The following is a 22,287-nucleotide window of genomic DNA, read 5'->3' as shown; positions in this document are numbered from 1 at the left end:
CGGCTGGCTGCACACCTACAATCACCACCGCGGACACACCGCGCTCAAGGGCCAACCACCCGCCAGCCGCGTCCCCAACCTCACAGGGCAATACAACTAGGTGTTGATCACCAGCGTTGACAACGCTCGTGATCAATACACCTAGCGCCTCACCGGAACCGGCGCGCCACCGTGTGGAAGGACCGCTTGGGATCCCACCGCCCGGTCTCCGCGTAGCCCCGCCGCGTCCCGGTGGGGAAGGTCTTGGCCAGCGCGAAGCTGGCGATGTCCAGGTCGTGGCGGCGCTGCGGGGAGTACGGCGAGTCGGGGGCGATGAAGTTGTAGACGAACGCGCCGTGCACCCTCTCGGCCGCGTAGAGGTCCAGCAACTCGCCTATTTCGACGGCCTGTTCCTGTTCGTTACGCACATAGCCGTCCTTGACCACCGCCGGTTCCCGCTCCCAGTCCACCGCCGTGAAGCCCATGCCGCCCTGCTCCTTGGCCCCGTGAAGGTGCAGCAGCCGAACTCGGTGATGACGACGGGCTTGCCGTGCCGGTGCAGGGCGCGCACCTTCTCGGTGTAGTTGGCCTTGTTGTCCGCGGTCCGGTACAGGTTGGCCCCCACGACGTCGAAGCCGCGCCAGTCGATCTCCTCCCACTCCCCGGAGCTGTATGTGACCCGCCCCTTGAACAGTGGCCGTACGGTCGTCAGAGCACGGCCCAGAAAGGCATTCAGCCGCTCCTGGTAGCCGGCCGCCTCGGGGCGCCACAGCGCCTGGCCGCGCTCGTTGTAGTCCTTGCCCGGCACCAGGCCGGACATGAGGATGGTCAGCTCGGTGCCGACCGCGATGCCCACGCCGGGGTGTCGGGTGCGCAGCCGCTCGGCGGCGCGCGCCACCGAGCCGAGGAAAGCCAGGGTCTGCTCCGCGTCCTCGTCGAACTGCCGCGGCTCGAACCAGACGAACAGGCCGTGCCCGGCCGCGATCGATGCGGCCTCCGTCAGCCGGTCGAGGTCGTGGCCGAGCAGCAGGATCGCGTTGCGGTGCAGCTGCTCCTTGATGGCGGCGATCTCCCGGCGGACGTACTCCGTCCGCCAGACCTCGCGGTCCGTATCGAAGTTGACGCCTTTGCAGGTGAGCGATCCGGCGGTCCGCCGCGACGCCACCGCGTCGGTGGATGTCTTACGGGCACGCGCGTTGTCGGCGGCGCAGGCGGTGGCCAGGGCCGCGGTGCCCGCGAGCAGGGTCCGACGGGCGATCGGTGCTGATGCCATGCCGTCAGCCTGTACGGAGTGCGGTCGGCAGCGCGTCGGGCGAAGGACTCGCACCCGTCGACCAAAGTCGCTGCCACGCTCGACCTTCGGCGGGTGCGGAGAGGCAACAGGGCGCGGTCCCGGGCGGTGGCCTCACCTGAAGTGCGGACCGTGGCGCAGTCGGCACGCACACCAGTCGAACGGAGCGTTGGCAGGCGTCCGCCCTCCCGTGGGGAGGCCGGGAGGGACGGAGGTGGCCCCCGCCCGACTCGGGACGGGCGGCGTGCGCACAGGATGCACCTGATCCAGCCGCCGGGATAGATGCTTGACCGAAAATCGTCCATCGCGCAGGGCCTCGGCTCAGCAGCCGCTTTCGCGGCGGACGCTCGCTCATCCGGCCTGATCCGAAAGACCCCCTAGCTCACGGTCAGCTCGGCGTTCGCCCGCTCCGTGACGACCGCCAGTACGCGGCCCGCCGCGGCCAGGTCGTCGGCCGGGAGGTCGGCGTACAGCCGGGCGGTGATCTCACCGACGGAGGCGCGGATGGTGCGGTTCAGTGATGCGCCGGCGTCCGTGAGGCGCAGGACGGAGTCGTCGCCGGGGGCGGTCTCCAGCAGCTGGGCGGAGGTCAGTTCGGCGATCACGGCCAGGACGGCCGCCTCGCCGATCTTGAGGGTGCCGGTCATCCGGTCGACGAGCCGCGCGCGCTCGATACCCTCGCCCTCGTCGACCGTGGCGGTGGCGGTGGCGGTGGCGGTGGCGTTCAGCGCCACCGACTGCTCGAACGAGGTACCGGTGCGGGCCAGGACGCGCTCCAGGACCGCACGCGTGGCGTAGTGGGCCTGGCCGATGACCTGTCCGTTGACGGTCGGGGTGGTGGACATGACTACTCCTTGGGAGAGGCTTCGAGTGGTACGCCGAGAAGGGCGGTCAGCTCGGCGGCGAACACCTCGGTACGCCGCCCGTCGAGGCCGCCGAGCGGTTCGAGGAGCTGATCGAGCAGCCGCTGCACGACGTCGATCGCGCGGCCTGTGACCTCCCGCCCGTTGGGGGTGAGCGACAGCTGCACGGCCCGCGTGTCGTCGGGGTCCGGGGTGCGCTCGATCAGACCGGTGGACTCCAGGGCGCGGGCGAGCTTCGAGACGTAGAGCGGCTCGAGACCGGTGTGGTCGGCGAGGCGGCGCTGACTGGGGCGCTGCCCCGAACGCTGCATACCGAACAGGGACGCCAGCAGGGAGTACTGCGCGTGGGTCAGGCCCAACGGTGCGACCGCGCGGTCCACCGCGACGCGCCATTTCATGGACAGGCGCCAGACCAGGAAACCGGGCGTAGGGCCCTCGGATGCCGCACTCATGAAAAGTAGAGTACATGGATACTATGTACATGGCTAGTATCTGCTGCCGGTGACTGCTCCTCCGATACGCAGAGCCTCGCGGAAACTGGCGGAACCGGCCTAAGGGCTGTCCCGCAATCCCCGGCGGGCGCACGACGACAGCTACGGCACCTCGCTGCGTTGTCGGATCGCCCGAATACGCCCAGTATGAGGACGACCCTCCGCCTTGCGATGCGTCCCCTCGGCCCTCCGGGCCTGGGTAGACCCCATGCATCTGACGCCGCGCGCAGATCCACCGGGGATTACGGGACAGCCCTTAGCCTGCGGAATCGACGAGACCAACGAGAACGGCGGGAGCCGGCGGGAGAGTCCCGGCTCACGCGAACCGGTCGCGCAGCTCCCGCTTGAGGATCTTCCCGCTGGCGTTGCGCGGCAGTTCGTCCACGAACAGCACTCGCTTCGGGGCCTTGAAGCCGGCGAGGTTTTCGCGCGCGTGGGCCAGGATCTCTTCCTCCGACACCTCGCCGCGCGGCACGACGACGGCGGTGATGGCCTCGATCCAGCGGGCGTCCGGCAGGCCGATGACGGCGGCCTCGGCGACCGCGGGATGTGTGTAGAGGACGTCCTCGACCTGGCGTGAAGCGACGAGCACTCCCCCGGAGTTGATGACGTCCTTCACCCGGTCGACGATCGTGTAGTAGCCCTCGCCGTCGCGGACGGCGAGGTCACCGGAGCGGAACCAGCCGCCCCGGAAGGCCGCCTCGGTCTCCTCGGGCTTGTCCCAGTACCCCTCGCACAGCTGCGGTGACCGGTAGACGATCTCCCCCTCGGTGCCGTCCGGGACGTCGTTTCCGTCCTCGTCGACGACCTTCGCCTCGACGTGGCGGACGGGCCGCCCGCACGAGTCCATCCGCCCCTCGTGCTCCTTGGGCCCGAGCACGGTGGCCAGTGGCCCGATCTCGCTCTGGCCGAAGCAGTTGTAGAAGGCGAGCCCCGGCAGCCGCTCCCGCAGCCGCTCCAGTACGGGCACCGGCATGATCGATGCCCCGTAGTACGCCTTGCGCAGGGCGCTCAGATCGCGGGCGGCGAAGCCGGGGTGGTTGGACAGCCCGATCCAGACGGTGGGCGGCGCGAAGAGACTGTCGGCGCGGCCCGCCTCCACCAGGTCGAAGAGCTGTGCGGCGTCCGGCCCGTCGAGGATGGTGTTCTCCGCGCCGACGGCGAGGTACGGCAGCAGGAACACATGCATCTGGGCGGAGTGGTAGAGCGGCAGCGAATGCACAGGCCGGTCGTCCGGCTGGAGGTCGAGGGCCTCGATCGCACTCGCGTACTCGTGCACCAGCGCCCGGTGGGTCATCATCGCGCCCTTGGGCAGAGCGGTGGTTCCGGAGGTGTACAACAGCTGTACGAGATCGCGGGCGTCGCGATCGGTGTCGTACGGCTGTGGGTCGGCGAGCGCGGTGAGGAGCGAGTCGCCGGTGTCGCGCAGGGCCCGTACGGCGAACCCCTCGGGGACGCGGTCCGCGAGGTCCGGGTCGGCGAGGACGAGTGAACTGCCGGACTGGCGAAGGATGTACGCGAGGTCCTCTCCGGTCAGGTTGTGGTTCACGGGCACGTGGATGAACCCGGCACGGGAGCAGGCCAGGAAGGCGATCAGATAGGCGTCGGAGTTGTGTCCGTAGGTGGCGACCCGGTCGTACTGGCTCACACCGTGATCGCTCAGTACGGCGGCCGCGGTGGTGACGGCCGCGTCGAGGTCCGCGTAGGTCCAGGTCCGGTCGGCGTAGCGGACGGCGATGCGGCCGGGGGTGCGCTGGGCGCTGCGGCGCAGGACGCCGTCGACGGTGCTGCTGAGGAGACGCTCCAAGGCTGCCATGGCTGGATCCTGGGCGGCCACGGGCCAGCGGTCAAGCATCGGATACCGAACGCGCGGCGCGCACGTCGGCGACCCGCGCGCCCGCCGGACCTGGCCACCGCGGCGACGACCGGCACCCAGGTGGTCCACTTCGCCATGAGCGCTGTCGTGCCGTTCTTCATGCATGCCACGCTTCCTGGAGCTGCTGCGGGGCTCGCGGGGTACTGCACCGATGGGGTCGCCCCGCGTCGCCCTGCCGCCCGTGATGCGTGCCGGGGGGCACCGGCCGGCCCGCCGGTGCCCCTGGTGTACCTCCCGGTGTGAGGGCGCCGCCGGCCGGCGGGCTCCGGGCGGCGACGGTCCGCTGCCCTCGCTCCTGGGGCGCCGACGCCGGACGGGCCGACGCCGGCCGGAGCGGGCGCCGGCCGGAGCGGGCGCCGGCCAGAGCGGGCGCCGGCCAGAGCGGGCGCCGGTCAGAGCGGGCGCTCGTGCCCCACCCAGTACGGCTCGCGCAGGCGGCGCTTGTAGAGCTTGCCGTTGGGGTCGCGGGGCATGGCATCGATGAAGTCGACGCTCTTGGGGCGTTTGTAGCCCGCCAGCTGCCGCTCGCAGTGGGCGAGGATCGCCGCCGCCAGCGCCGGGCCCGGGGTCTGGCCTTCGGCCGGTTCGACGACGGCTTTGACCTCCTCCCCCCAGTCGCTGTGCGGGATGCCGAAGGCCGCGGCATCGGCGACCGCGGGGTGGGTGAGGAGCGCGGCCTCGATCTCGGCGGGGTAGATGTTGACGCCACCCGAGATGATCATGTCGATCTTGCGGTCGCGGAGGAAGAGATAGCCGTCCTCGTCCAGGACCCCGAGGTCACCGACGGTGAAGAAGTCACCGATGCGGTTCCTTCGGGTCTTGGCCTCGTCCTTGTGATAGCTGAAGCCCCCGGTCGACATCTTCATGTAGACGGTGCCGAGTTCGCCGGGCGGCAGCCGGTTGCCGTCGTCGTCGAAGACCGCGAGTTCGCTGATCGGCCATGCCTTGCCGACCGTGCCGGGCTTCTTGAGCCAGTCCTCGGCGGTGGCGAAGGCACCGCCGCCCTCGCTGGCCGCGTAGTACTCCTCGACGCAGTTCCCCCACCATTCGATCATCGCCCGTTTGACGTGGTCGGGGCAGGGCGCGGCGCCGTGGATGGCGTGCCGCATGGAGGTGACGTCGTACCGGCTGCGTACGTCCTGCGGCAGGGAAAGCAGCCGGTGGAACTGGGTGGGGACCATGTGCGTGTGCGTGCAGGCGTGGGCGTCGATCAGCCGCAGCATCTCCTCGGGCGACCATTTGTCCATGAGCACCAGTCGGTGGCCGATGTGCAGGGACGCGCCCGCGAACTGCAGCACGGCGGTGTGGTAGAGCGGCGAGCAGACGAGATGGACGTTGTCGTCGAAGGGCCTGATGCCGAAGATGCCGAGGAAGCCGCCGAGGTAGGTCTCCTCGGGGAGCTTTCCGGGCAGCGGGCGGCGGATGCCGCGCGGACGGCCGGTGGTGCCGGAGGTGTAGTTCATGACCCAGCCGAGGGTCCGGCCGTCGGGCACCGACTCGCTCCGGCCGTCGAGGAGTTCGGCGTACGGACGGAAACCCGGGATGTTCCCGACCGCGTGCCGGTGGCTCGCGGGCAGCCCGGCCTCGTCGGCGGCGGCGGTCGCCGCGGCTGCGAACCGTTCGTGCGCGATGAGCACCCTGGCCCCGGAGTCGGCGACGATCCAGGCGATCTCGGGCCCGACGAGATGGTGGTTGACGGGTACGAGATAGAACCCGGCCTGGGATGCGGCGAGATACGCGGTGAAGAACTCGACGCCGTTGGGGAGGACGACGGCGACCGCGTCCCCCCGTTCCAGCCCTGCCGCGCGCAGCCCGTGGACGAGCCGGTTGACGTCGGCGTGCAGCCGGCCGGCGGTCCATTCCTCGCCGTCGGGTGCGATCAGGACCGTGCGGCCGGGGTCGGCGGCCGCCTGGGCCCAGAAGCCGTTGGGCCGCTGCTCACTCACGACTTGCTCCTTCCGGCGATCCGGTTGATGCGGTCCACGGCGCGCTCGAAGCCGCGGGTGAGGTCGTCGAAGACCTGTTGGACGCTGCGTTCGGAGTTCATGCGGCCGACGATCTGGCCGACGGGGGTGCCGAGGAGGGGTTCGATCTCGTACTTCTGGATCCGGGAGACGGCCTCGGCGACGAGCAGGCCCTGGAGCGGCATGGGCAGGGTGCCGGGGCCGGCCGGGTCGTCCCAGGCGTCGGTCCATTCGGTGCGCAGCTGGCGGGCGGGCTTGCCGGTCAGGGAGCGGGAGCGGACGGTGTCGCCGGAGCCGGCGGCGAGGAGCTTCTCGGTGAGGGCGCGGGAGGGGAGTTCGGCCTCGGTGGTGGTGAGCCAGATCGAGCCGAGCCAGACGCCCTGTGCGCCGAGGGCGAGCCCCGCGGCGATCTGTTCGCCGCTGCCGATGCCGCCGGCGGCGAGTACGGGCACAGGCGCGACGGCGTCGACGGCCTCGGGTGTCAGCACCATGGAGGCGATCTCGCCGGTGTGGCCGCCGGCCTCGTAGCCCTGGGCGACGACGATGTCGATGCCCGCCTCGGCGTGGCGGCGGGCATGCTTGGCGCTGCCGGCGAGTGCGGCGACGAGGACACCGTGGTCGTGGGCGCCCTGGACGACGTCGGGGGGCGGGGAGCCGAGGGCGTTGGCGAGGAGCTTGATGGGGTACTCGAAGGCGACGTCGAGCTGGCTGCGGGCGACCTGTTCCATCCAGCCGGTGATGCGCCAGCCCGAGGCCTCGCCCTCGGACAGCGTGGGGACCCCGTGCTTGGCGAGGGTCTCCTCGACGAACCGGCGGTGGCCTTCCGGGATCATCGCCTCGACATCGGCCTCGGTGACGCCCTCGACCTTCTTGGCGGGCATGACGACATCGAGCCCGTACGGCTTTCCGCCGGTGTGGTCCTGCATCCAGTCGAGATCGCGTCTGAGGTCGTCGGGAGCGGTGTAGCGGACCGCGCCGAGCACCCCGAGCCCGCCCGCCCGGGTGATGGCGGCGGCGACCGCGGGGAACGGCGTGAAGCCGAAGATGGCGTGCTCGACTCCCAGTTTCTTGCTCAGCTCCGTCTCCATGGGCGGCAGGATGCCGCAGCGGAACGGCCGAGGGAAGAGATTCTCTGATGCAGTGTCAGATTCTTGGACAGGTCGGAGGGTGTCGTGACGCTCCCTCACCCCGGTAAGAAAGTTTCACGTGTTGCACGCGAGCCCGAAGGATACTTTCAGGGAGGCTGGGACATGGCAGAGGACTCGGCGGCCAGAGGGATAAGCCGTCGCAGGCTGGGCGTTGGGGTGCTGGCACTGGGGATGTGCTCGCCCATGGCTTCGCATGGGAGGTACCCCCAGGTGATCGGACCGCTTCCGGGCGGCGCGGCGGCGGCGGAACCAGGACCCCGTCACGGGCGTACGACCCTGCGGCGCGGCTCCCCCGAGCGGGCCGGCCTCATCGCCGCACACCTCGACCGACTGGTCACGGATGCCGAGAAGTATCTCTCCCCCTCCCCCAAGCACCCCTGGTACGCGGGAGCGGTGCTGCTCGCGGGCCGGGGCGGGACGGTCGCCCTGCACCATCCGATCGGCAAGGCGGTGCGGTACGCGGCGTACGACGAGAAGACCGACACGGGGGTGGAGTTCCCCGCCGAGCGGCAGATCCCGATGGCCGAGGACACCGTCTTCGACCTCGCCTCCGTCTCCAAGCTGTTCACGTCGATCCTCGCCGTGCAGCAGATCGAGCGGGGCGCGCTGGAGCTGGAGGAGAGAGTCGCGGCGTATCTCCCGGAGTTCGGGGCCGCGGGCAAACAGGACATCACCGTACGGCAGTTGCTCACGCACACGTCAGGATTCCGGGCGTGGATCCCGCTGTACAAGGAGCCGACGCGGGAGGGGCAGCTGCGGCTGCTGTGGAACGAGGCTCCGGCGAATCCGCCCGGCAGCAAGTACCGGTACTCCGACCTCAATCTGATCTCGCTTCAGCTGATCCTGGAGGAGATCACCGGTCACGGGCTGGATGTGCTGCTCCACGACGAGATCACCGCTCCGCTCGGGATGCACCGCACACGTTTCAACCCACCGCTCTCCTGGCGGCCGAGGATCGCCGCGACCGAGGACGCCCGGCTGCCGTGGTCGGGGCTGAACCGGGGCCTGGTGTGGGGCGAGGTGCACGACGAGAACGCGTACGGGTTCGGCGGGGTCGCGGGCCATGCGGGGGTGTTCTCCTGCGCCTGGGACCTGGCCGTGCTCGCCCGGACACTGCTCAACGGCGGAGCCTACGGACGAGCCCGGATCCTCACCGACGAGTCCGTGGAGCTGATGTTCACCGACTTCAACACGGCGTTCCCCGGTGACGAGCACGGGCTCGGATTCGAGCTCTACCAGCACTGGTACATGGGCGCGATGGCCACTCCGCGCACGGCCGGCCACACCGGATTCACCGGCACGAGCCTGGTCCTCGACCCGTCGACCGACTCGTTCCTCGTGGTGCTCGGCAACTCCGTGCATCCGGTGCGCAGTTGGCGTTCCGGCAGCGCCCCGCGGGTCGCTGCCGCCAACAACATGGCCCGCGCCGTCGCCGTACGTCCCGACCGTGGCCGCACCGCCTGGTTCTCCGGCATGGCCGGCGCCACGACCGCGACCCTCGCCCTGCCCGCGCTCGGCCCGTCCTCCGACCGCGCCCGACTGCGCTGCTCCCTGTGGTGGGACACCGAGCCCGGCGCCGACAAGGTGTTCCTGGAGGCCTCGGCGGACGGCGGGGCCACGTGGGAACCGGTGCCTTTCACGACGGTACTCGAGGGGCGGCAGCCCGAAGCGCATCCCTCGGGCTCCGCGACCGGCTGGTCCGGCCGCACCTGGCACCGCCTGGAGGCCCCACTGGCCGCGTGGGCAGCCGGGCCGGTCCGGCTGCGCTGGCGGTACACGACGGACCAGCTCTATGTGGGCCGCGGGGTGTACGTGGACGGCCTCCGGGTCGAGGACGGCGGCCGCGTGCTCTTCGACGAGCGGCGTCCCGGCGATGCGGACCGCATCGAGGCGGTGGGCTGGACGGCGTCCGCGGACTGAACGCGTCCCGATGCCGTACCGGGAACCGCCCTCCGCCATGGTCTGACCACCGACTCCCGGGTCGCACTCATCCGGCTCGAAGCCGTGACCGACATCGGCCGGCCGCTCCACGCTTTGCGCCCGAAGCGGCCGGCACGAGTCCAGCGGGCCCACGACTCAGTGGCCCAGCACCGCCATCGCCGCATTGTGGCCGGGGATGCCGCTCACCCCGCCGCCGCGCACCGCGCCCGCGCCGCAGAGGAGGACGTTCGCGTGGGTGGTCTCCACACCCCAGCGGCCGGTCGACTCGTCCGCGTACGGGAAGGCCAGATCCCGGTGGAAGATGTGGCCGCCTGGCAGCCGGAGATCGCGTTCCAGATCGAGCGGGGTCTTCGCCTCGATGCAGGGCTGCCCGGCCTCGTCGAGCGCCAGGCAGTCCGTGATCGGTTCCTCCAGATGGGCGTCGAGTTCGGCGAGGGTCGCCTTCAGCAGGGCGTCGCGGGCCGCGTCGGGGTTGTCGGCGAAGAGGCGGGCGGGGGTGTGCAGGCCGAAGAGGGTCAGGGTCTGGTAGCCCTGGGCGGCCAGTTCGGCGCCGAGGATCGACGGGTCCGTGAGCGAATGGCAGTAGATCTCGGACGGCGGGGCCTGCGGCAGCCGGCCTGCCGCGGCCTCGGCGTACGCGGTCGCCAACTGTCCGTATCCCTCGGCGATATGGAAGGTTCCGGAGAACGCCTGCCGTGGGTCGACACTGTGGTCGCGCAGGCGGGGCAGCCGGCGCAGCAGCATGTTGACCTTGAGCTGAGCGCCCTCCGCGGGGGCGGGGGGCTCCTCGCCGAGGAGGGCCGCCAGGGCCTGCGGCGAGGCGTTCACCAGGACCTTTCGGGCGGCGACGGCGCCTTCGCCGTCGTCGGTGCGGAAGACGACCTCGGCGGTCCCGCCGTCGGTGTCGATCCGGATCGCCTCATGGCCGGTGACGATCTCCGCGCCGGCCGTGCGGGCCGCATCGGCGAGGGCGTCGGTGAGGGCTCCCATGCCTCCGACCGGGACGTCCCAGTCACCGGTGCCGCCGCCGACGACGTGGTAGAGGAAGCAGCGGTTCTGACGCAGCAATGGATCATGGGCGTCGGCGAAGGTGCCGATCAGTGCGTCGGTCAGCACGACGCCCCGGACCAGATCGTCGGAGAACCGCTCCTCGATCGCGGCCCCGATCGGTTCCTCGAACAGCATCCGCCACGTCTCGTCGTCCGCGACCCGGTCCCGCAGCTCGGCACGGGTCGGCAGCGGCTCGGTGAGCGTCGGGAAGATCCGTTCCGCCGCACGCCGGGTCGTACCGTAGAAGGCCTCCCAAGTCTCGTACTCGCGGCCGGAGCCGGTGAGCGCGGCGAAGGACTCGCGCGTGCGGTCCCCGCCGACGAGCAAGCCGGTGGGACGGCCGCCCCGCACGGTGGGCGTGTAGGAGGAGACGGTCCGCTTCCGTACGGCAAAACGCAGCCCCAGGTCACGGACGATCTTGTCGGGCAGCAAGGACACCAGGTACGAGTAGCGCGAGAGCCGGGCGTCGACCCCGGCGAAGGGGCGGGTGGAAATGGCCGCTCCCCCGGTGTTCCCGAGGCGCTCGAGAACGAGGACGGAGCGGCCGGCCCGGGCGAGGTATGCGGCGGCGACCAGTCCGTTGTGGCCGCCGCCCACGATGACGGCGTCGTACACGGTCCGGGTAAACGTTTCGGCAGAGGCTGCTGGCATGCCTCTTCGTAACACGCGATGATCGCGCGGACCAGAGGGCGGTCGGGAGCGCTCGGCACATCCCGGCCAGGACCGCTCGGCACACCCCGGCCGGGAACGCCTGTCACACCCCGGTCGTGGCGTCGATCGCACCGGACGCGACCGCCGCCGCGAGCGCCGCGTGGTCCGCGACCGTACGGTCGGCGTATGCCATGGCGAAGTCGGCCATGGCCCGGTCGAACCTGTCGGACGTGCCGAGATACGCGGCGATGGCGATCCGCTGCCCGGACCGGGCATGGGCGCGGGCGAGCGCCCTGCCGCACAGTCCGGCGTAGTCCCGCAACACCGTCGGCGTCATGTCGGCGATGTCCGCCGAGCCTTTCATGTCGCGCAGCTGCCGCCAGTAGAAGTAGCGGCCCTGAGGGCCGGTGACCCAGCCGAGGAAGATGTCGCTCGCCGCCTGGAGCAGCCGCTGGCCCGCGACGACGCGCTGGCCCTGGTGGCGGTACGTCGACGCCGGCAGATGGGGTTCGAGGACGGACCGCTGGGCCTCCTTGATCTGCAGGAAGAGCGGGTCCTCCTGGTCCCGGCCGACCATCAGCGCCACGAAGCAGCGGGTGCCCACACTGCCGACTCCGACGACCTTGCGGGCCGCCTCGACGAACCGGAACCGGTCCAGCAGAACCCGCCGGTCCTCGGGCAGGGTGCTGCGGTAGTCGCTGAGGATCTTCCTCACGGCCGCCGCGTCGATCACGTCGACCGCTTCGAGCAGTGGCGGGTCCTGGATGATGCGTCGGTGTCCCTCGACGCTCTCGGTCAGCTTCTCCATGGCCTGCAGGCTGGTGCGGCGGCGGGCCCTGGCCAGCTGGGCCTCGAAGTGTGCGCGGCGGATCCTCGCTACGAGGGGGCGGAGGTCCTCGGCGGCGATCCGCTCGTACCAGACGTCGAGCTCTCCGAGGCCCGCGAGCCGGCGCATGGACAGCCGGTACGACTCGGCCGCCGCCTGCGCGGCCGGCCGGGCCTGCGCGTCGGGCTGCCCGTTGTCGCGCGCGGCCACGGCGACGCTGGCGACGAGCCGCTTCACGTCCCATTCGAAAGGACCGGGCAGCGTCTCGTCGAAGTCGTTGACGTCGAAGAGGAGCGTGCGTTCCGGGGAGGCGAAGACGCCGAAGTTCAGCAGATGGGCGTCGCCGCAGAGCTGGACGTGGAGTCCGGTGTCCGGGTGCGGGGCGAGGTCGGCGGCCATGACGGCGGGCGCGCCGCGCAGATAGGTGAAGGGGGACGCGAGCATCCGGCCGTAGCGGATGGGCACCAGATCCGGCTCCCGGGTCCTGGCCTGTTCCTCGAGGATGGCGAGGGGCTCCGGCCGGTCCGCGGCGGGGATCCAGCGGCCGTGCGATGAGCGGGGCACCTGCTTGCGGGCGGTGCGGCCACGCCGCACCTGTTCGGCGAGGTCCGTCATGGTGCCAGTGTGCGCGCGGACCCGGGGCTCCGGTCGGCGCAGTGGAACCGTTCGGGTGAGGGCGGGCCCGGTGCCGCGGCGCGGCGGTGGAACCGTTCGGGTGAGCGCGGGCCCGGTGCCGCCCGGCTCAGCGGCCGCGGGTGCCGCGCTGCTGGCGCAGGGCCGCCACCCGGCGGTACAGCTCGACCGCCTCGCTGCCCCGGCCGAGCTGCTCCAGGCAGTGCGCCTCGTCGTTGCGGCTGGCCAGGGCGTCGGGATGGTCGGCACCCAGGACCCGCTCGCGGGCCTCGGCGACCTGGCGGTAGACGGCCAGGGCGTCGGCCCAGCGGCCGAGCCAGCCGAGGCCGACGGCGACCTCCCGGCGGCTGACGAGGGTGTCGGGGTGGTCGGCGCCCAGCACCCGCTCACGGATCGCGCAGACGTCGCGGGCCTCGGCGAGGGCCTCCTCCCAGCGGGCGAGCCGCCCCAGGTTGACGCCGAGGCCGTGGCGGGCGCGGAGGGTCTCCGGGTCGGCGGGGCCGTGGACCCGGGTGCGGTCGTCGACGAGGGACCGGTACAGCTCCAGGGCTTCGGCGCTGCGGCCGAGCCTGCCCAGGCTGATGCCCACCTCGTAGCGGGCCGAGAGCGTGTCGGGATGGTCGGCTCCGAGTGCCTGGGAGCGGGCCGCCGCGACCTCCCGGTACGTCTGCAGGGCATCCGCCCAACGGCCCAGCTGGCCGAGCGCGTAGGCGACTTCGTAGCGGGTGACGAGCGTGTCCGGGTGACTCGCGCCGAGCACGCGTGCGCGGGCCGCGGCGACGTCGTACGCCATCCGGTACGAGTCCTCCAGCCGTCCGAGCCGGCTCAGGTTGAACGCGAGATTGTGACGGCAGCGCAGGGTGTCGGGATGGTCGGCGCCCACGGTCCGCATCCGGGAGTCGAGCACCGCCGAGTAGACCTGGTGCGCTTCGAAGTGACGGCCGAGCTGGCCGAGCACGTACGCCGTCTCCTGCCGGGCGGCCAGGGTCTCCGGGTGATCGGGGCCCATCGCGCGCTCGCGGCCCTCGGCGACGCGGCCGAACTCCCGCAGGGCGTCCGCCGTGCGCCCGGTCCTGCTGAGGGTGAAGCCGACCTCGTAGCGGCTGGCGAGGGTGTCGGGGTGGTCGGGTCCGAGTGCGTGCTCACGCTCGGTGGCGACCGCGCGGTGCACCTCGCCGGCCTCCTCCCAGCGGCCGAGGCGGCCGAGGCTGAGACCCGCGTTGTGCCGGCTGGTGAGAACGGCGAGCAGCTCGGGCGGCGGAGTGGGGCGCTCGGGGCGGGGCAGTTGCACCGGTACGGGTCCCCGGAGCGCCACTCCGGTGGTCCACTCGCCGGTGAGACCCGCGGTGTAGTCGGGCGGGGTGGGGCGGAGCGTGGCGGTGCCCACGGCCTTGTGGCCGGTGGTCATGCCGCGGGTCCAGGAAGGCAGCCGCCGGCCGCGGGAGGACTGCGTCTGCGGCTCGGCCGGTGCCGGGAACACGGGGGTGGACGTGGCGCGTGCGGCGGTGATCCGGCGGCGCAGGTCCTTGGCGTCGGCGGGCCTGCCGTCGGGGGTCTTGGCGAGCAGGTCGAGGACGATCCGGTCGATGAAGCCGGGGAGTTCCACGCGGTGGGTACGGGGCGGCTCCGGCGGCGTGTCGCGGTGTCCGACGAGGATGGCCCAGGCGTCGTCGAGGTCGAACGGCGGAACGCCGGTGGCGATCTCGTACAGCACACAGCCCAGCGAGTAGAGGTCGCTGCGGTGGTCGACATCGCCGCCGCTGATCTGCTCGGGCGACATGTAGTGGGGGGTGCCCATGGCGATGCCGGTGCCGGTGAGCCGCGAGGTGAAGCCGATGTCGTGGGCGAGACGGGCGATGCCGAAGTCGCAGATCTTCACCGTGCCGTCGGTGAGCCGCATGATGTTGGCGGGCTTCAGGTCGCGGTGGACGATGCCCTGTTCATGGGTGTAGGCGAGGGCGTCGGCGACCTGCTCCGCGATGTCGACGATGTCGGGCACGGACAGCGGGTGCTGCTTGTTGTCCTCCAGCAGCTGACTGAGGTTGCGGCCGTCCAGCAGCTCCATCACCAGATAGAGCACGCCCTCGGACTCGCCGAAGTCATGGACGACGGTGACTCCGCGGTGCTGCAGCGCGGCGGCGACCCGGGCCTCTCTGCGGAAGCGTTCACGCAGCACACCGGTGAAGGACTGGTCGTGCTGCGGCCCCAGAGGTTTGAGGCACTTGACCGCGACACGCCGGCCCAGTGACTCGTCGCGGGCCTGCCACACCTCACCCATGCCGCCGCGACCGATCAGATCCAGCAGCCGGTACCGGCCCTGGATCAGCCTGGTGTCCGCCATCGCGTGCTGTCGCCCCCGTCGCTTCGCTGCGCCCTCCCCGGCCCGTCCAGTATGGCCGCCTGTCTGCGGAGTTTGTACGGGGCGGGCCTGCTGCCGGGGCCGAGTCGCGCCATTGCTTTCAAGATGTGACCTGGCGGCAGCTGCCAGCGGACCCGCGCGGGAATGCAGCGCAGGGCGTTGCCGGTGGCGGTGAGCTGGTGGGTGACCCGGTCGGGCGGCGGTGCCGGTCTGCCGTACAGGCCGTGGGCGTAAGGGGGCAGGGCGTTGTAGGCGAGCGCCGCCACACGCCGCCAGAGCAACTCGCGCGCCGGGACGAGAAGGGTGTGGATGGGCGGGCGGCGCAGAAAGTCGTCGACGGTCCGGGCGTCCGCGCCGGCTTCGAGCCCGGGTCGCACGGCCGTGAAGTAGGCGGCGAGCTCCCTCGTGCTGGCGGGCACTTGGGCGGGGTCGAGACCGACGAGCCGGGCGCTGACCCGGTGCTCGTCGATGTACCGGTCGGCCTGGACGTCACTGAGCGGGAAGCCGGAGCGGCGCAGGACGCTCAGGTACGAGTCCACCTCGGCGCAGTGCACCCACAGCAGCAGATCCGGCTCGTCCACGCCCAGCAGCCGGTGGATCCTGCGGACCCGGGCGCCGGCCTCCTCGGCGGCTCCGGCGGTGCCGTAGGTGATCGTGCCGACGAAGTCCGCCGTGCGCATGAGGCGGCCCCAGGCGTCGCGCCTGCCCCTCTCTCTGTCGAACGCAGCACTGTTGATCATGACGCCGCGGACCGCCCGGGGGTGCAGGGCCTGGAGGTAGAGCGCCCGCACGCCGGCGACCCACATCATCGGGTCGCCGTGCATCTGCCAGGTGACCGAGTCGGGGCCGAAGAGGCCGGGGTCGCGGTCCGAGGGGTCCACGCTCATGCTCCGACGTTAGCGCCGTACCCGGTCGACTCCGTACCCGTCGTACCCGTCGTACCCGTCGTACCCAGGATTTCGCGTTGGCCTTGCCAGGTCACTGCGATTCCCGGACAGCTTCCACCGCCTCCCGGACGTCCGGGTCCGCGTCGTCGGCGAGGCTGTCCAGCAGCTCTGGGACCCCAGGGGTGGACCAGTGGGCGACTGCCCACACCAGCGCCTCCCGCACCCCGGGGTCGGGGTGGGCGCGGAGCCGGGTCAGCTGGTCGAGCGGGCCCCGTCGGCGCATCCCGAACCAGTGCAGCACCTCCCGCAGCGCGGCCGGGTCTCCCGGGTCACCGGCCGCCGCGACCCTGGCGAGCAGCACCCTGGCCGCGGGCGGCGGACCGTCCAGTGGATGCGGCAACCGCGCGAGCAGGCGCCGCGCCCCGTACCCGCCGCGCACCCGGCACCCGAAGCAGGTACAGGGGCGGGTCCCGTGCGCGTCCGGCAGGTACCGCCAGCCCGCCACCTGCGGCGCGGTGCGGATCCGGTGCACTTCGCGCGGCCGGATCGCCCGGGATACGAACACCTCCCACCCTCGCGGGTCTTCCAGGGCCGCGATCCGCCGCACCGCCTCGGCAGCGGTGACGGTGGCCTGGGCCTCCCGCGCGCGGTCCGTATAGCGTCCGACCAGCACGTGCTGAGCGTCGTCCAGCCGCACGTGGACGGCCACGAGCCCTCCCCGGCTGCCGGAACGGGCCAGCTCGCGCAGCCATTGGTTGGTGAGGGTGTACGACGGCAGCACCGGGAAGCAGTACACCCCGCGCGCACCTGCCTGTCCGTAGCCGGCCGCGCGGATCCCGGACCGCCGGATGCGCGGCGCGTTGGCCGCTGACGTCAAGTGCACGAACATCGCCATGGCTTGGCATGCTAGTGCCCCTCCCGGCAAGCTTTGCCCTGTCGCGGCACTAGGCCCTGTCCGGGCGATCGATGTCAGGAACCCGTCTGCGTCATCTGTTCCCGTACCTGCCTCAGCAGCCGGCTGGAACAAGCGCCCCTGCGCAAGTCAGCCGCACGGACATCAGGACTTCACACCAGAACTCCGAATTGGCGAGGCCCTCCTGTTCTGCGTACGCTTGACAGGAATCTCTGCGCCCGCCGGTCCTTCCTGAGCAGTTCGACCGCAGCGGCCGACATTCGATTCTGTCGCTCGAGGTCGTGCCGCTCCCAGCGCGCAATCGTCACCCGTCGACGTTCGACGCGCGTATCGAGCCGAATGGGAGATCGTTTCCCATGGACCTCAACACCATCACCGAAGTCGTCCGGCGACCGTCCGACCGGCCGGGCGTGGACTGGCGCGAAGGCGACGCCTGGCTCGCGGGCGGAACGTGGCTGTTCTCCGCGGAGCAGCCAAGTCTGCGCCGCCTGATCGACCTGACAGCGTTGCGTTGGGATCCCCTGGTCCCGAGCGACGCGGGCCTCGAAATCGGCGCGACGTGCACCATCCGCGATCTGTACGCCTTTGCACTGCCGGGTGACTGGACCGCCGGCACCCTTTTCGCGAGGAGTTGCGAGGCGTTCCTGTCCTCGTTCAAGGTCTGGACCTCGGCGACCGTCGGCGGCAATATCTGCATGTCATTGCCTGCCGGCCCGATGATCACGCTGACGGTCGCACTTGAGGCACAGTACGAGCTGTGGGCTCGCGACGGGTCCACGCGCATCGTCGATGCACACGACTTCGTGACCGGTGACAACCGGAACATCCTTGCTCCCGGGGAAGTCTTGCGGCGCATCGACGTTCCGGCACGCGCCCTGAGGAAACGCACCGCGCACCGCCGCTTCACGCTGACCCACCTCGGCCGTTCGACAGTGTTCCTCATCGGTACTCAGACGCCAGGAACGAGCGACCTGCTGCTCACCGTCACAGCCGGCACCACACGGCCCGTGCGCATCGCCTTCGACACCATGCCGGATTCCCGAACGCTCCAGCAGCGCATCGATGTCATCCCCGCCGACGTCTGGTTCGCCGACCCCAACGGGACCCCCGACCACCGTCGCCACCTGACCAAGCACTTCGCCGAAGAGATTCGTCGCGAACTCATGGCCGGGGGCGTGGCATGACATACGTCGTGAACGGCAGGAGCTTCGTCGAAGAGCCGGACCCCGGCCAGTGTCTGCGCACCTTCCTCCGCTCACTCGGTCACCATGGCGTCAAGAAGGGCTGCGACGCGGGTGATTGCGGCGCATGCACGGTGTGGTTGGACGGCAATCCGGTACACAGCTGCATCACGCCTGCTTTCCGCGCAGACGGTCATGAGGTGACGACGATCGAGGGCATCGGATCGCCCGGCAACCTGCATTCGATGCAGCGACAGTTCCGTGACGCCCCGGGGTTCCAATGCGGTTTCTGCACCGCGGGGATGATCATGACGTCGGCCACGTTCACCGAGGACCAGAGACAAGACCTGCCACGGGCGTTGAAGGGCAACCTCTGCCGCTGCACCGGCTATCGGGGGATCGAGGATGCCGTGAAGGGCGTCGCCGGCGTGGAGACAGCCCCGCCAGGAAAGGCCGTCGGGACGAGCGTCGGTGCGCCGGCGGCCGACGACGTGGTAACCGGTCGCGCCGAGTTCACGATGGACACCCACATCGAAGGCATGCTGCACCTCAAGGTGCTGCACTCACCGCACGCGCACGCCCGGATCGTCTCGATCGACAAGACCGCCGCACTCGCCGTTCCCGGCGTGCATCGGGTCTACACCTGGGAAGATGTGCCGCGCAAGCGTTTCACTACGGCGATCCACACGGACCATCTTGTCGATCCGGACGACACCTTCATCCTCGACAACACGGTCCGCTTCGTCGGCCAGCGCGTCGTCGCGGTCCTGGCCGACACGGCCGGGGCGGCAGAAGAAGGCTGCCGAAGGGTCGTCGTCGAATACGAGGTGATGCCGGCGGTGTTCGACCCCGAAGCGGCAATGGCCGAGGGGGCACCACAGCTGCACGGCGCGCACGATCCATTCGTCCGCGACCCCGTCCACAACATCCTGCTCGAGCTCCATTCGCACACCGGCGATGTCGACGCAGGGTTCGCCGAAGCCGACGTGATCCATGAAGGCACGTACTTCTCACCGCGAGTGCAACACGCGCATCTGGAGACCCACGGCTCGATCGCCTGGATGGAGAACGGCCGTCTGAACGTCCGCACCAGTTCGCAGTCGCCGTCGATCGCGAAAGTCAAACTCTCACACCTGTTCGCGCTGCGCCCGGACCAGCTCCGCGTGTTCTGCAAACGCGTCGGCGGCGGCTTCGGCGGCAAACAGGAACTGATCTCGGAGGATCTGGTCGCGCTCGCCACCCTGGACACCGGGCGGCCCGTCTGCTTCGAGTACACCCGCGAGGAGGAGTTCACCACGGCTTCGCCACGGCACCCGATGACGTTGACGGTCAAGCTCGGCGCGAAGGCGGACGGAACGCTCACGGCGTTCCAGGCCCGCAATGTGTCGAACACGGGCGCCTACGGCAACCACGGCGGCGAAACGCTGTATGCGGGCGGCGCTGCCGTCATGATCTACCGCTGCCCCAACAAGAAGTACGACGCGTACTCCGTCTACACGAACACCGTTCCGAGCGGGGCACTGCGGGGTTACGGGATGACGCAGCCGGCGTTCGCCGTGGAATCGGCGATGCACGAACTGGCACGCGCATTGCACATCGATCCGCTCGAACTGCGACGCCGCAATATCGTGCGGCCGGGTGATCCCCTCGTCGCCATGCATGACGGCCCCGACGACGTGGAGTTCGGCGAGGACGGACTCGCGAAGTGCATCGATCTGGTGGATGCCGCCATGGCCCGTACGGCCAATGAGCCGTCCCCCGGCCCCGAGTGGCTCGTCGGGGCCGGCGTCGCGACCTCGCTGCACGAGACCGCGCCACCGACCGAACACATCTCAGAGGCTTGGGTCACGCTCGGCGACGACCTCATGTACGAGTTGGCCGTCGGAACAGTCGAATTCGGCGAAGGTACCTCGACCGCCCATGTCCAGATCGCGGCCAACCAGCTGGGCACGACGCCGTCGCGGATTCGCCTGGTGCAGTCCGACACCGACCGCACGGGATTCGACACCGGTGCCTTTGCCAGTGCGGGTCTTTTCGTGTCGGGCAACGCGGTACTTCGAGCGGCCAACGCCGTGCGCGACCGCATCCTGGAATTCGCTGCCGCGCACACGGGGGTCCATGTCGTGATGTGCTCGATGGACGACGAAGAAGTCGTCTGCGGCGACCAGCGCGTGTCGTTGGCCGAGCTCGTCGCACGAGCCCGAGCGCGCGGAATCCGATTCACCGCCGCCCGCAAGGCCTACGGCTCACCGCGGAGCGTCATCTCCAATGCGCAGGGGTTCCGCATCGCCGTCCATCGGGTGACGGGTGAGATCCGTATCCTTTACAGCGTCCAGGCGACCGACGCGGGCGCGGTCATCAACCCCGCGCAAGTCCGGGGACAGATAGAAGGCGGTGTCGCCCAGGGCATCGGCTTCACGCTGACCGAGAACCACCAAGTCGACGCGAACGGTGTCATGGTCAACCCGAACTTCCGCAACTACCGTATCCCCGCCTACGCCGACATCCCCCGCACGGAAGTGCTCCTGGTGGACTCGACGGACTCCGTTGGGCCCTTGCGGTCCAAGGGGATGGCCGAATGCTGCATCAACCCCGTGGCCCCCGCGTTGGCGAATGCACTCCACGACGCCACGGGCGTCCGCTACCGCGCGCTGCCCCTGACGCCGGAACGGATCTACGGACGGCTCAACGAAAAGCAGTCGGTAGCGACGGGCCCGATCACATGAACACCGAAAGACTCGAAGAGGCCGCGGCTACGGGAATCATCGGTCAGAAGGTTCTGCCCGGACTGGACCGGGAGTACGAAGCGTGGCAGGAGGGCGTCAACGCCGCCGCAGCCAACTACGCCGGGTACCTCGGCGCCGAGATCTCCCCGCCGACACCCCTGCAACCCGACTGGGTTGTCGTATACCGATTCGACTCGATAGCCCATCTACAAGCGTGGATCAACAGTGCAACCAGGCAGCGGCTTCTCGATATTGGGAGCAAATACTTCGACGGTCCCGCAACCCAGCAGGTCCTCGGCGGCGGTACGCAACCACCGGATCCGCTCGTGACCGTTGTGGTCACCCACCGCGTCCACCCGGACCACGTCGACGACTTTCTCGACTGGCAGCGCCGCATGAGCCACGAGGAGAGCAAATTCGAAGGATTCCGCGGAACCGAGCTCTTCCGCCCGGTCGAGGGCCTTCAGGACGAATGGACCACGCTGTACCGATTCGACAACGCCGAGCACCTCGATGCCTGGCTGACGTCGGCCAAGCGGCAGGAAGTTCTGGCTGAAGGCGAGAAGTTCAACGACTTCCAACTGCGCACGATCGACAACTCGTTCGGCAGCTGGTTCGCCTTCGAAGAGAACGGCAAGGAAGCGCCGCCGCCCTCGGAGACCAAGACGTCCATCGCGATCTGGGTCGGCTTGTACCCGACCGTTGTGCTGCTGACGCTCGCCCTGTCACCGCTGAAGATGCCGCTCTGGATCGGGCTGCTTGTGGGCAACCTGCTTTCCAGCTTCGCCATGAGCTTCGCCACCATGCCCTACTACGTGAATCCGCTGCTCAAGCGGTGGCTGCGGCCGTCCCCGGACGAACCGGCGGCGAAGACCAACCTCGTCGGCCTCGGCATCGTCGCCACGGTGATGGTGCTCTGGGCCGTTGTCTTCTACCTCGTCACGCGGCAGATCTGGACGCTGCCCTGATCCCAGCCGGCGCTCCACAGCTCAGCCCCCCTCTCCGGCGTATCTCCGGGGACTTCCGATCCTGTCCTCCGAGTCTGCTTCGACGCTCCCATCAGGCCTATGGGGCCGGAAGAGGCGAGGCGGTCCCGGTACGAGGGCCGTTCGGCCCATGTGAGCCCGTTCGTGAACGGCGAGTGTGGGAGTCGGACGAGGGGAGCGAAGCGATGAAACCGCGGACACGCCCTCATCGGCTGATCACGATGGCACGTACGGCACTCGTCGCCTACGGCACCAGGAACGGCCACCATCGTCGAGGAGCCCGCCATGCCTGATTCCCCGCACACCGTGAGCGATGTCATGACACACACCGCCGTCGCCGTGGGGCGCGGCGCCGGCTACAAGGAGATCGTCGAGGTGATGGAGCAGTGGAAGGTCAGTGCCCTCCCGGTCGTCGAGGGCGAGGGTCGCGTCATCGGCGTGGTCTCGGAGGCCGATCTGCTCCTCAAGGAGGAATACCGCGGCGACGACCTGGCGCGATGCGACCGGCCGCCGGCCGAGGCC

The 22,287-nt window shown here is 70.2% G+C and carries 17 protein-coding genes; 5 read left to right on the top strand and 12 right to left on the bottom strand.

The features are described from left to right. Nucleotides 1-149: 149 nt before the first annotated feature. The 7 genes from ACZ6ZQ_RS37740 to ACZ6ZQ_RS37710 all read right to left on the bottom strand — a co-directional run bounded on the left by ACZ6ZQ_RS37740 (nt 150) and on the right by ACZ6ZQ_RS37710 (nt 7,552). A complete protein-coding gene (locus tag ACZ6ZQ_RS37740; protein ID WP_469773062.1) occupies nt 150-407 on the bottom strand; it encodes a hypothetical protein in 258 nt (85 codons plus the stop codon). Next, nucleotides 374-1,252: a hypothetical protein gene (locus ACZ6ZQ_RS37735; RefSeq protein ID WP_469773061.1), complete on the bottom strand. Its 879-nt coding sequence runs from the start codon at nt 1,250-1,252 to the stop codon at nt 374-376. Before ACZ6ZQ_RS37735 ends, ACZ6ZQ_RS37740 begins: the two co-directional genes overlap by 34 nt. A gap of 395 nt (nt 1,253-1,647) precedes the next feature. Further along, on the bottom strand, nt 1,648-2,115 hold the full coding sequence (locus tag ACZ6ZQ_RS37730; RefSeq protein ID WP_469773060.1) for a hypothetical protein: 468 nt from the start codon (nt 2,113-2,115) through the stop codon (nt 1,648-1,650). A 2-nt stretch (nt 2,116-2,117) separates the two neighbouring features. Then, complete coding sequence (locus tag ACZ6ZQ_RS37725; protein ID WP_469773059.1) at nt 2,118-2,585, bottom strand: MarR family winged helix-turn-helix transcriptional regulator; 468 nt, start codon at nt 2,583-2,585, stop codon at nt 2,118-2,120. 355 nt (nt 2,586-2,940) lie between these two features. Further along, entirely contained in the window at nt 2,941-4,440 is a 1,500-nt protein-coding gene (locus ACZ6ZQ_RS37720; protein ID WP_469773058.1) for an acyl-CoA synthetase, read from the bottom strand. A gap of 452 nt (nt 4,441-4,892) precedes the next feature. Further along, entirely contained in the window at nt 4,893-6,446 is a 1,554-nt protein-coding gene (locus ACZ6ZQ_RS37715) for an acyl-CoA synthetase (RefSeq protein ID WP_469773057.1), read from the bottom strand. Further along, a complete protein-coding gene (locus ACZ6ZQ_RS37710; RefSeq protein WP_469773056.1) occupies nt 6,443-7,552 on the bottom strand; it encodes a nitronate monooxygenase in 1,110 nt (369 codons plus the stop codon). Before ACZ6ZQ_RS37710 ends, ACZ6ZQ_RS37715 begins: the two co-directional genes overlap by 4 nt. 162 nt (nt 7,553-7,714) lie before the next feature. Here ACZ6ZQ_RS37710 and ACZ6ZQ_RS37705 point away from each other — a divergent pair, with 162 nt between their 5' ends. Then, on the top strand, nt 7,715-9,532 hold the full coding sequence (locus ACZ6ZQ_RS37705) for a serine hydrolase domain-containing protein (RefSeq protein WP_469773055.1): 1,818 nt from the start codon (nt 7,715-7,717) through the stop codon (nt 9,530-9,532). A 156-nt stretch (nt 9,533-9,688) separates the two neighbouring features. On the opposite strand, the gene ACZ6ZQ_RS37700 is transcribed toward ACZ6ZQ_RS37705, so the two are convergent. The 5 genes from ACZ6ZQ_RS37700 to ACZ6ZQ_RS37680 all read right to left on the bottom strand — a co-directional run bounded on the left by ACZ6ZQ_RS37700 (nt 9,689) and on the right by ACZ6ZQ_RS37680 (nt 16,854). Beyond that, nucleotides 9,689-11,254 carry a phytoene desaturase family protein gene (locus ACZ6ZQ_RS37700; protein WP_469773054.1) on the bottom strand — a complete coding sequence of 522 codons (1,566 nt, stop codon included), beginning with the start codon at nt 11,252-11,254 and terminating at the stop codon, nt 9,689-9,691. Between the two features lie 103 nt (nt 11,255-11,357). After that, a complete protein-coding gene (locus tag ACZ6ZQ_RS37695) occupies nt 11,358-12,695 on the bottom strand; it encodes a DUF2252 domain-containing protein (RefSeq protein ID WP_469773053.1) in 1,338 nt (445 codons plus the stop codon). A gap of 127 nt (nt 12,696-12,822) precedes the next feature. Then, nucleotides 12,823-15,054 carry a serine/threonine-protein kinase gene (locus ACZ6ZQ_RS37690; protein ID WP_469773052.1) on the bottom strand — a complete coding sequence of 744 codons (2,232 nt, stop codon included), beginning with the start codon at nt 15,052-15,054 and terminating at the stop codon, nt 12,823-12,825. After that, nucleotides 15,036-15,959 (bottom strand): oxygenase MpaB family protein, encoded by a 924-nt coding sequence (locus ACZ6ZQ_RS37685; RefSeq protein ID WP_469773051.1) that lies wholly within the window; start codon nt 15,957-15,959, stop codon nt 15,036-15,038. The genes ACZ6ZQ_RS37690 and ACZ6ZQ_RS37685 overlap by 19 nt, the downstream gene beginning before the upstream one ends. Nucleotides 15,960-16,050: 91 nt before the next feature. Beyond that, the gene (locus ACZ6ZQ_RS37680) at nt 16,051-16,854 is read right to left on the bottom strand and encodes a HEAT repeat domain-containing protein (RefSeq protein ID WP_469773050.1); all 804 of its coding nucleotides are present in this window, start codon (nt 16,852-16,854) and stop codon (nt 16,051-16,053) included. Nucleotides 16,855-17,228: 374 nt separating this feature from the next. Between ACZ6ZQ_RS37680 and ACZ6ZQ_RS37675 the strand changes: the two genes are divergently transcribed. The 4 genes from ACZ6ZQ_RS37675 to ACZ6ZQ_RS37660 all read left to right on the top strand — a co-directional run. Then, nucleotides 17,229-18,056, top strand: a complete 828-nt coding sequence (locus tag ACZ6ZQ_RS37675; RefSeq protein WP_469773049.1) for an FAD binding domain-containing protein — start codon at nt 17,229-17,231, stop codon at nt 18,054-18,056. Then, nucleotides 18,053-20,779 (top strand): molybdopterin-dependent oxidoreductase, encoded by a 2,727-nt coding sequence (locus tag ACZ6ZQ_RS37670; protein WP_469773048.1) that lies wholly within the window; start codon nt 18,053-18,055, stop codon nt 20,777-20,779. The genes ACZ6ZQ_RS37675 and ACZ6ZQ_RS37670 overlap by 4 nt, the downstream gene beginning before the upstream one ends. Continuing rightward, nucleotides 20,776-21,747, top strand: coding sequence for an antibiotic biosynthesis monooxygenase (locus tag ACZ6ZQ_RS37665; RefSeq protein ID WP_469773047.1), 972 nt, complete (start codon nt 20,776-20,778; stop codon nt 21,745-21,747). Before ACZ6ZQ_RS37670 ends, ACZ6ZQ_RS37665 begins: the two co-directional genes overlap by 4 nt. 303 nt (nt 21,748-22,050) lie before the next feature. Then, nucleotides 22,051-22,287: CBS domain-containing protein (locus ACZ6ZQ_RS37660; protein WP_469773046.1), on the top strand; the 237-nt coding region annotated here is incomplete at its 3' end.

It is taken from the genome of Streptomyces sp. NPDC053673 (assembly GCF_055585225.1).
Note: the sequence above shows the minus strand (reverse complement) of the source record. Positions and strands in the feature narration are given on the sequence as shown.

What these genes read in the sequence shown, in the direction of transcription:
- ACZ6ZQ_RS37675 (WP_469773049.1), top strand. Translation starts at nt 17,229, where the DNA reads ATGGACCTCAACACCATCACCGAAGTCGTCCGGCGACCGTCCGACCGG.
- ACZ6ZQ_RS37670 (WP_469773048.1), top strand. Translation starts at nt 18,053, where the DNA reads ATGACATACGTCGTGAACGGCAGGAGCTTCGTCGAAGAGCCGGACCCC.
- ACZ6ZQ_RS37665 (WP_469773047.1), top strand. Translation starts at nt 20,776, where the DNA reads ATGAACACCGAAAGACTCGAAGAGGCCGCGGCTACGGGAATCATCGGT.
- ACZ6ZQ_RS37725 (WP_469773059.1), bottom strand. Translation starts at nt 2,585, where the DNA reads ATGAGTGCGGCATCCGAGGGCCCTACGCCCGGTTTCCTGGTCTGGCGC.
- ACZ6ZQ_RS37710 (WP_469773056.1), bottom strand. Translation starts at nt 7,552, where the DNA reads ATGGAGACGGAGCTGAGCAAGAAACTGGGAGTCGAGCACGCCATCTTC.
- ACZ6ZQ_RS37690 (WP_469773052.1), bottom strand. Translation starts at nt 15,054, where the DNA reads ATGGCGGACACCAGGCTGATCCAGGGCCGGTACCGGCTGCTGGATCTG.
- ACZ6ZQ_RS37680 (WP_469773050.1), bottom strand. Translation starts at nt 16,854, where the DNA reads ATGGCGATGTTCGTGCACTTGACGTCAGCGGCCAACGCGCCGCGCATC.
- ACZ6ZQ_RS37720 (WP_469773058.1), bottom strand. Translation starts at nt 4,440, where the DNA reads ATGGCAGCCTTGGAGCGTCTCCTCAGCAGCACCGTCGACGGCGTCCTG.
- ACZ6ZQ_RS37705 (WP_469773055.1), top strand. Translation starts at nt 7,715, where the DNA reads ATGGCAGAGGACTCGGCGGCCAGAGGGATAAGCCGTCGCAGGCTGGGC.
- ACZ6ZQ_RS37735 (WP_469773061.1), bottom strand. Translation starts at nt 1,252, where the DNA reads ATGGCATCAGCACCGATCGCCCGTCGGACCCTGCTCGCGGGCACCGCG.
- ACZ6ZQ_RS37695 (WP_469773053.1), bottom strand. Translation starts at nt 12,695, where the DNA reads ATGACGGACCTCGCCGAACAGGTGCGGCGTGGCCGCACCGCCCGCAAG.
- ACZ6ZQ_RS37730 (WP_469773060.1), bottom strand. Translation starts at nt 2,115, where the DNA reads ATGTCCACCACCCCGACCGTCAACGGACAGGTCATCGGCCAGGCCCAC.
- ACZ6ZQ_RS37700 (WP_469773054.1), bottom strand. Translation starts at nt 11,254, where the DNA reads ATGCCAGCAGCCTCTGCCGAAACGTTTACCCGGACCGTGTACGACGCC.
- ACZ6ZQ_RS37685 (WP_469773051.1), bottom strand. Translation starts at nt 15,959, where the DNA reads ATGAGCGTGGACCCCTCGGACCGCGACCCCGGCCTCTTCGGCCCCGAC.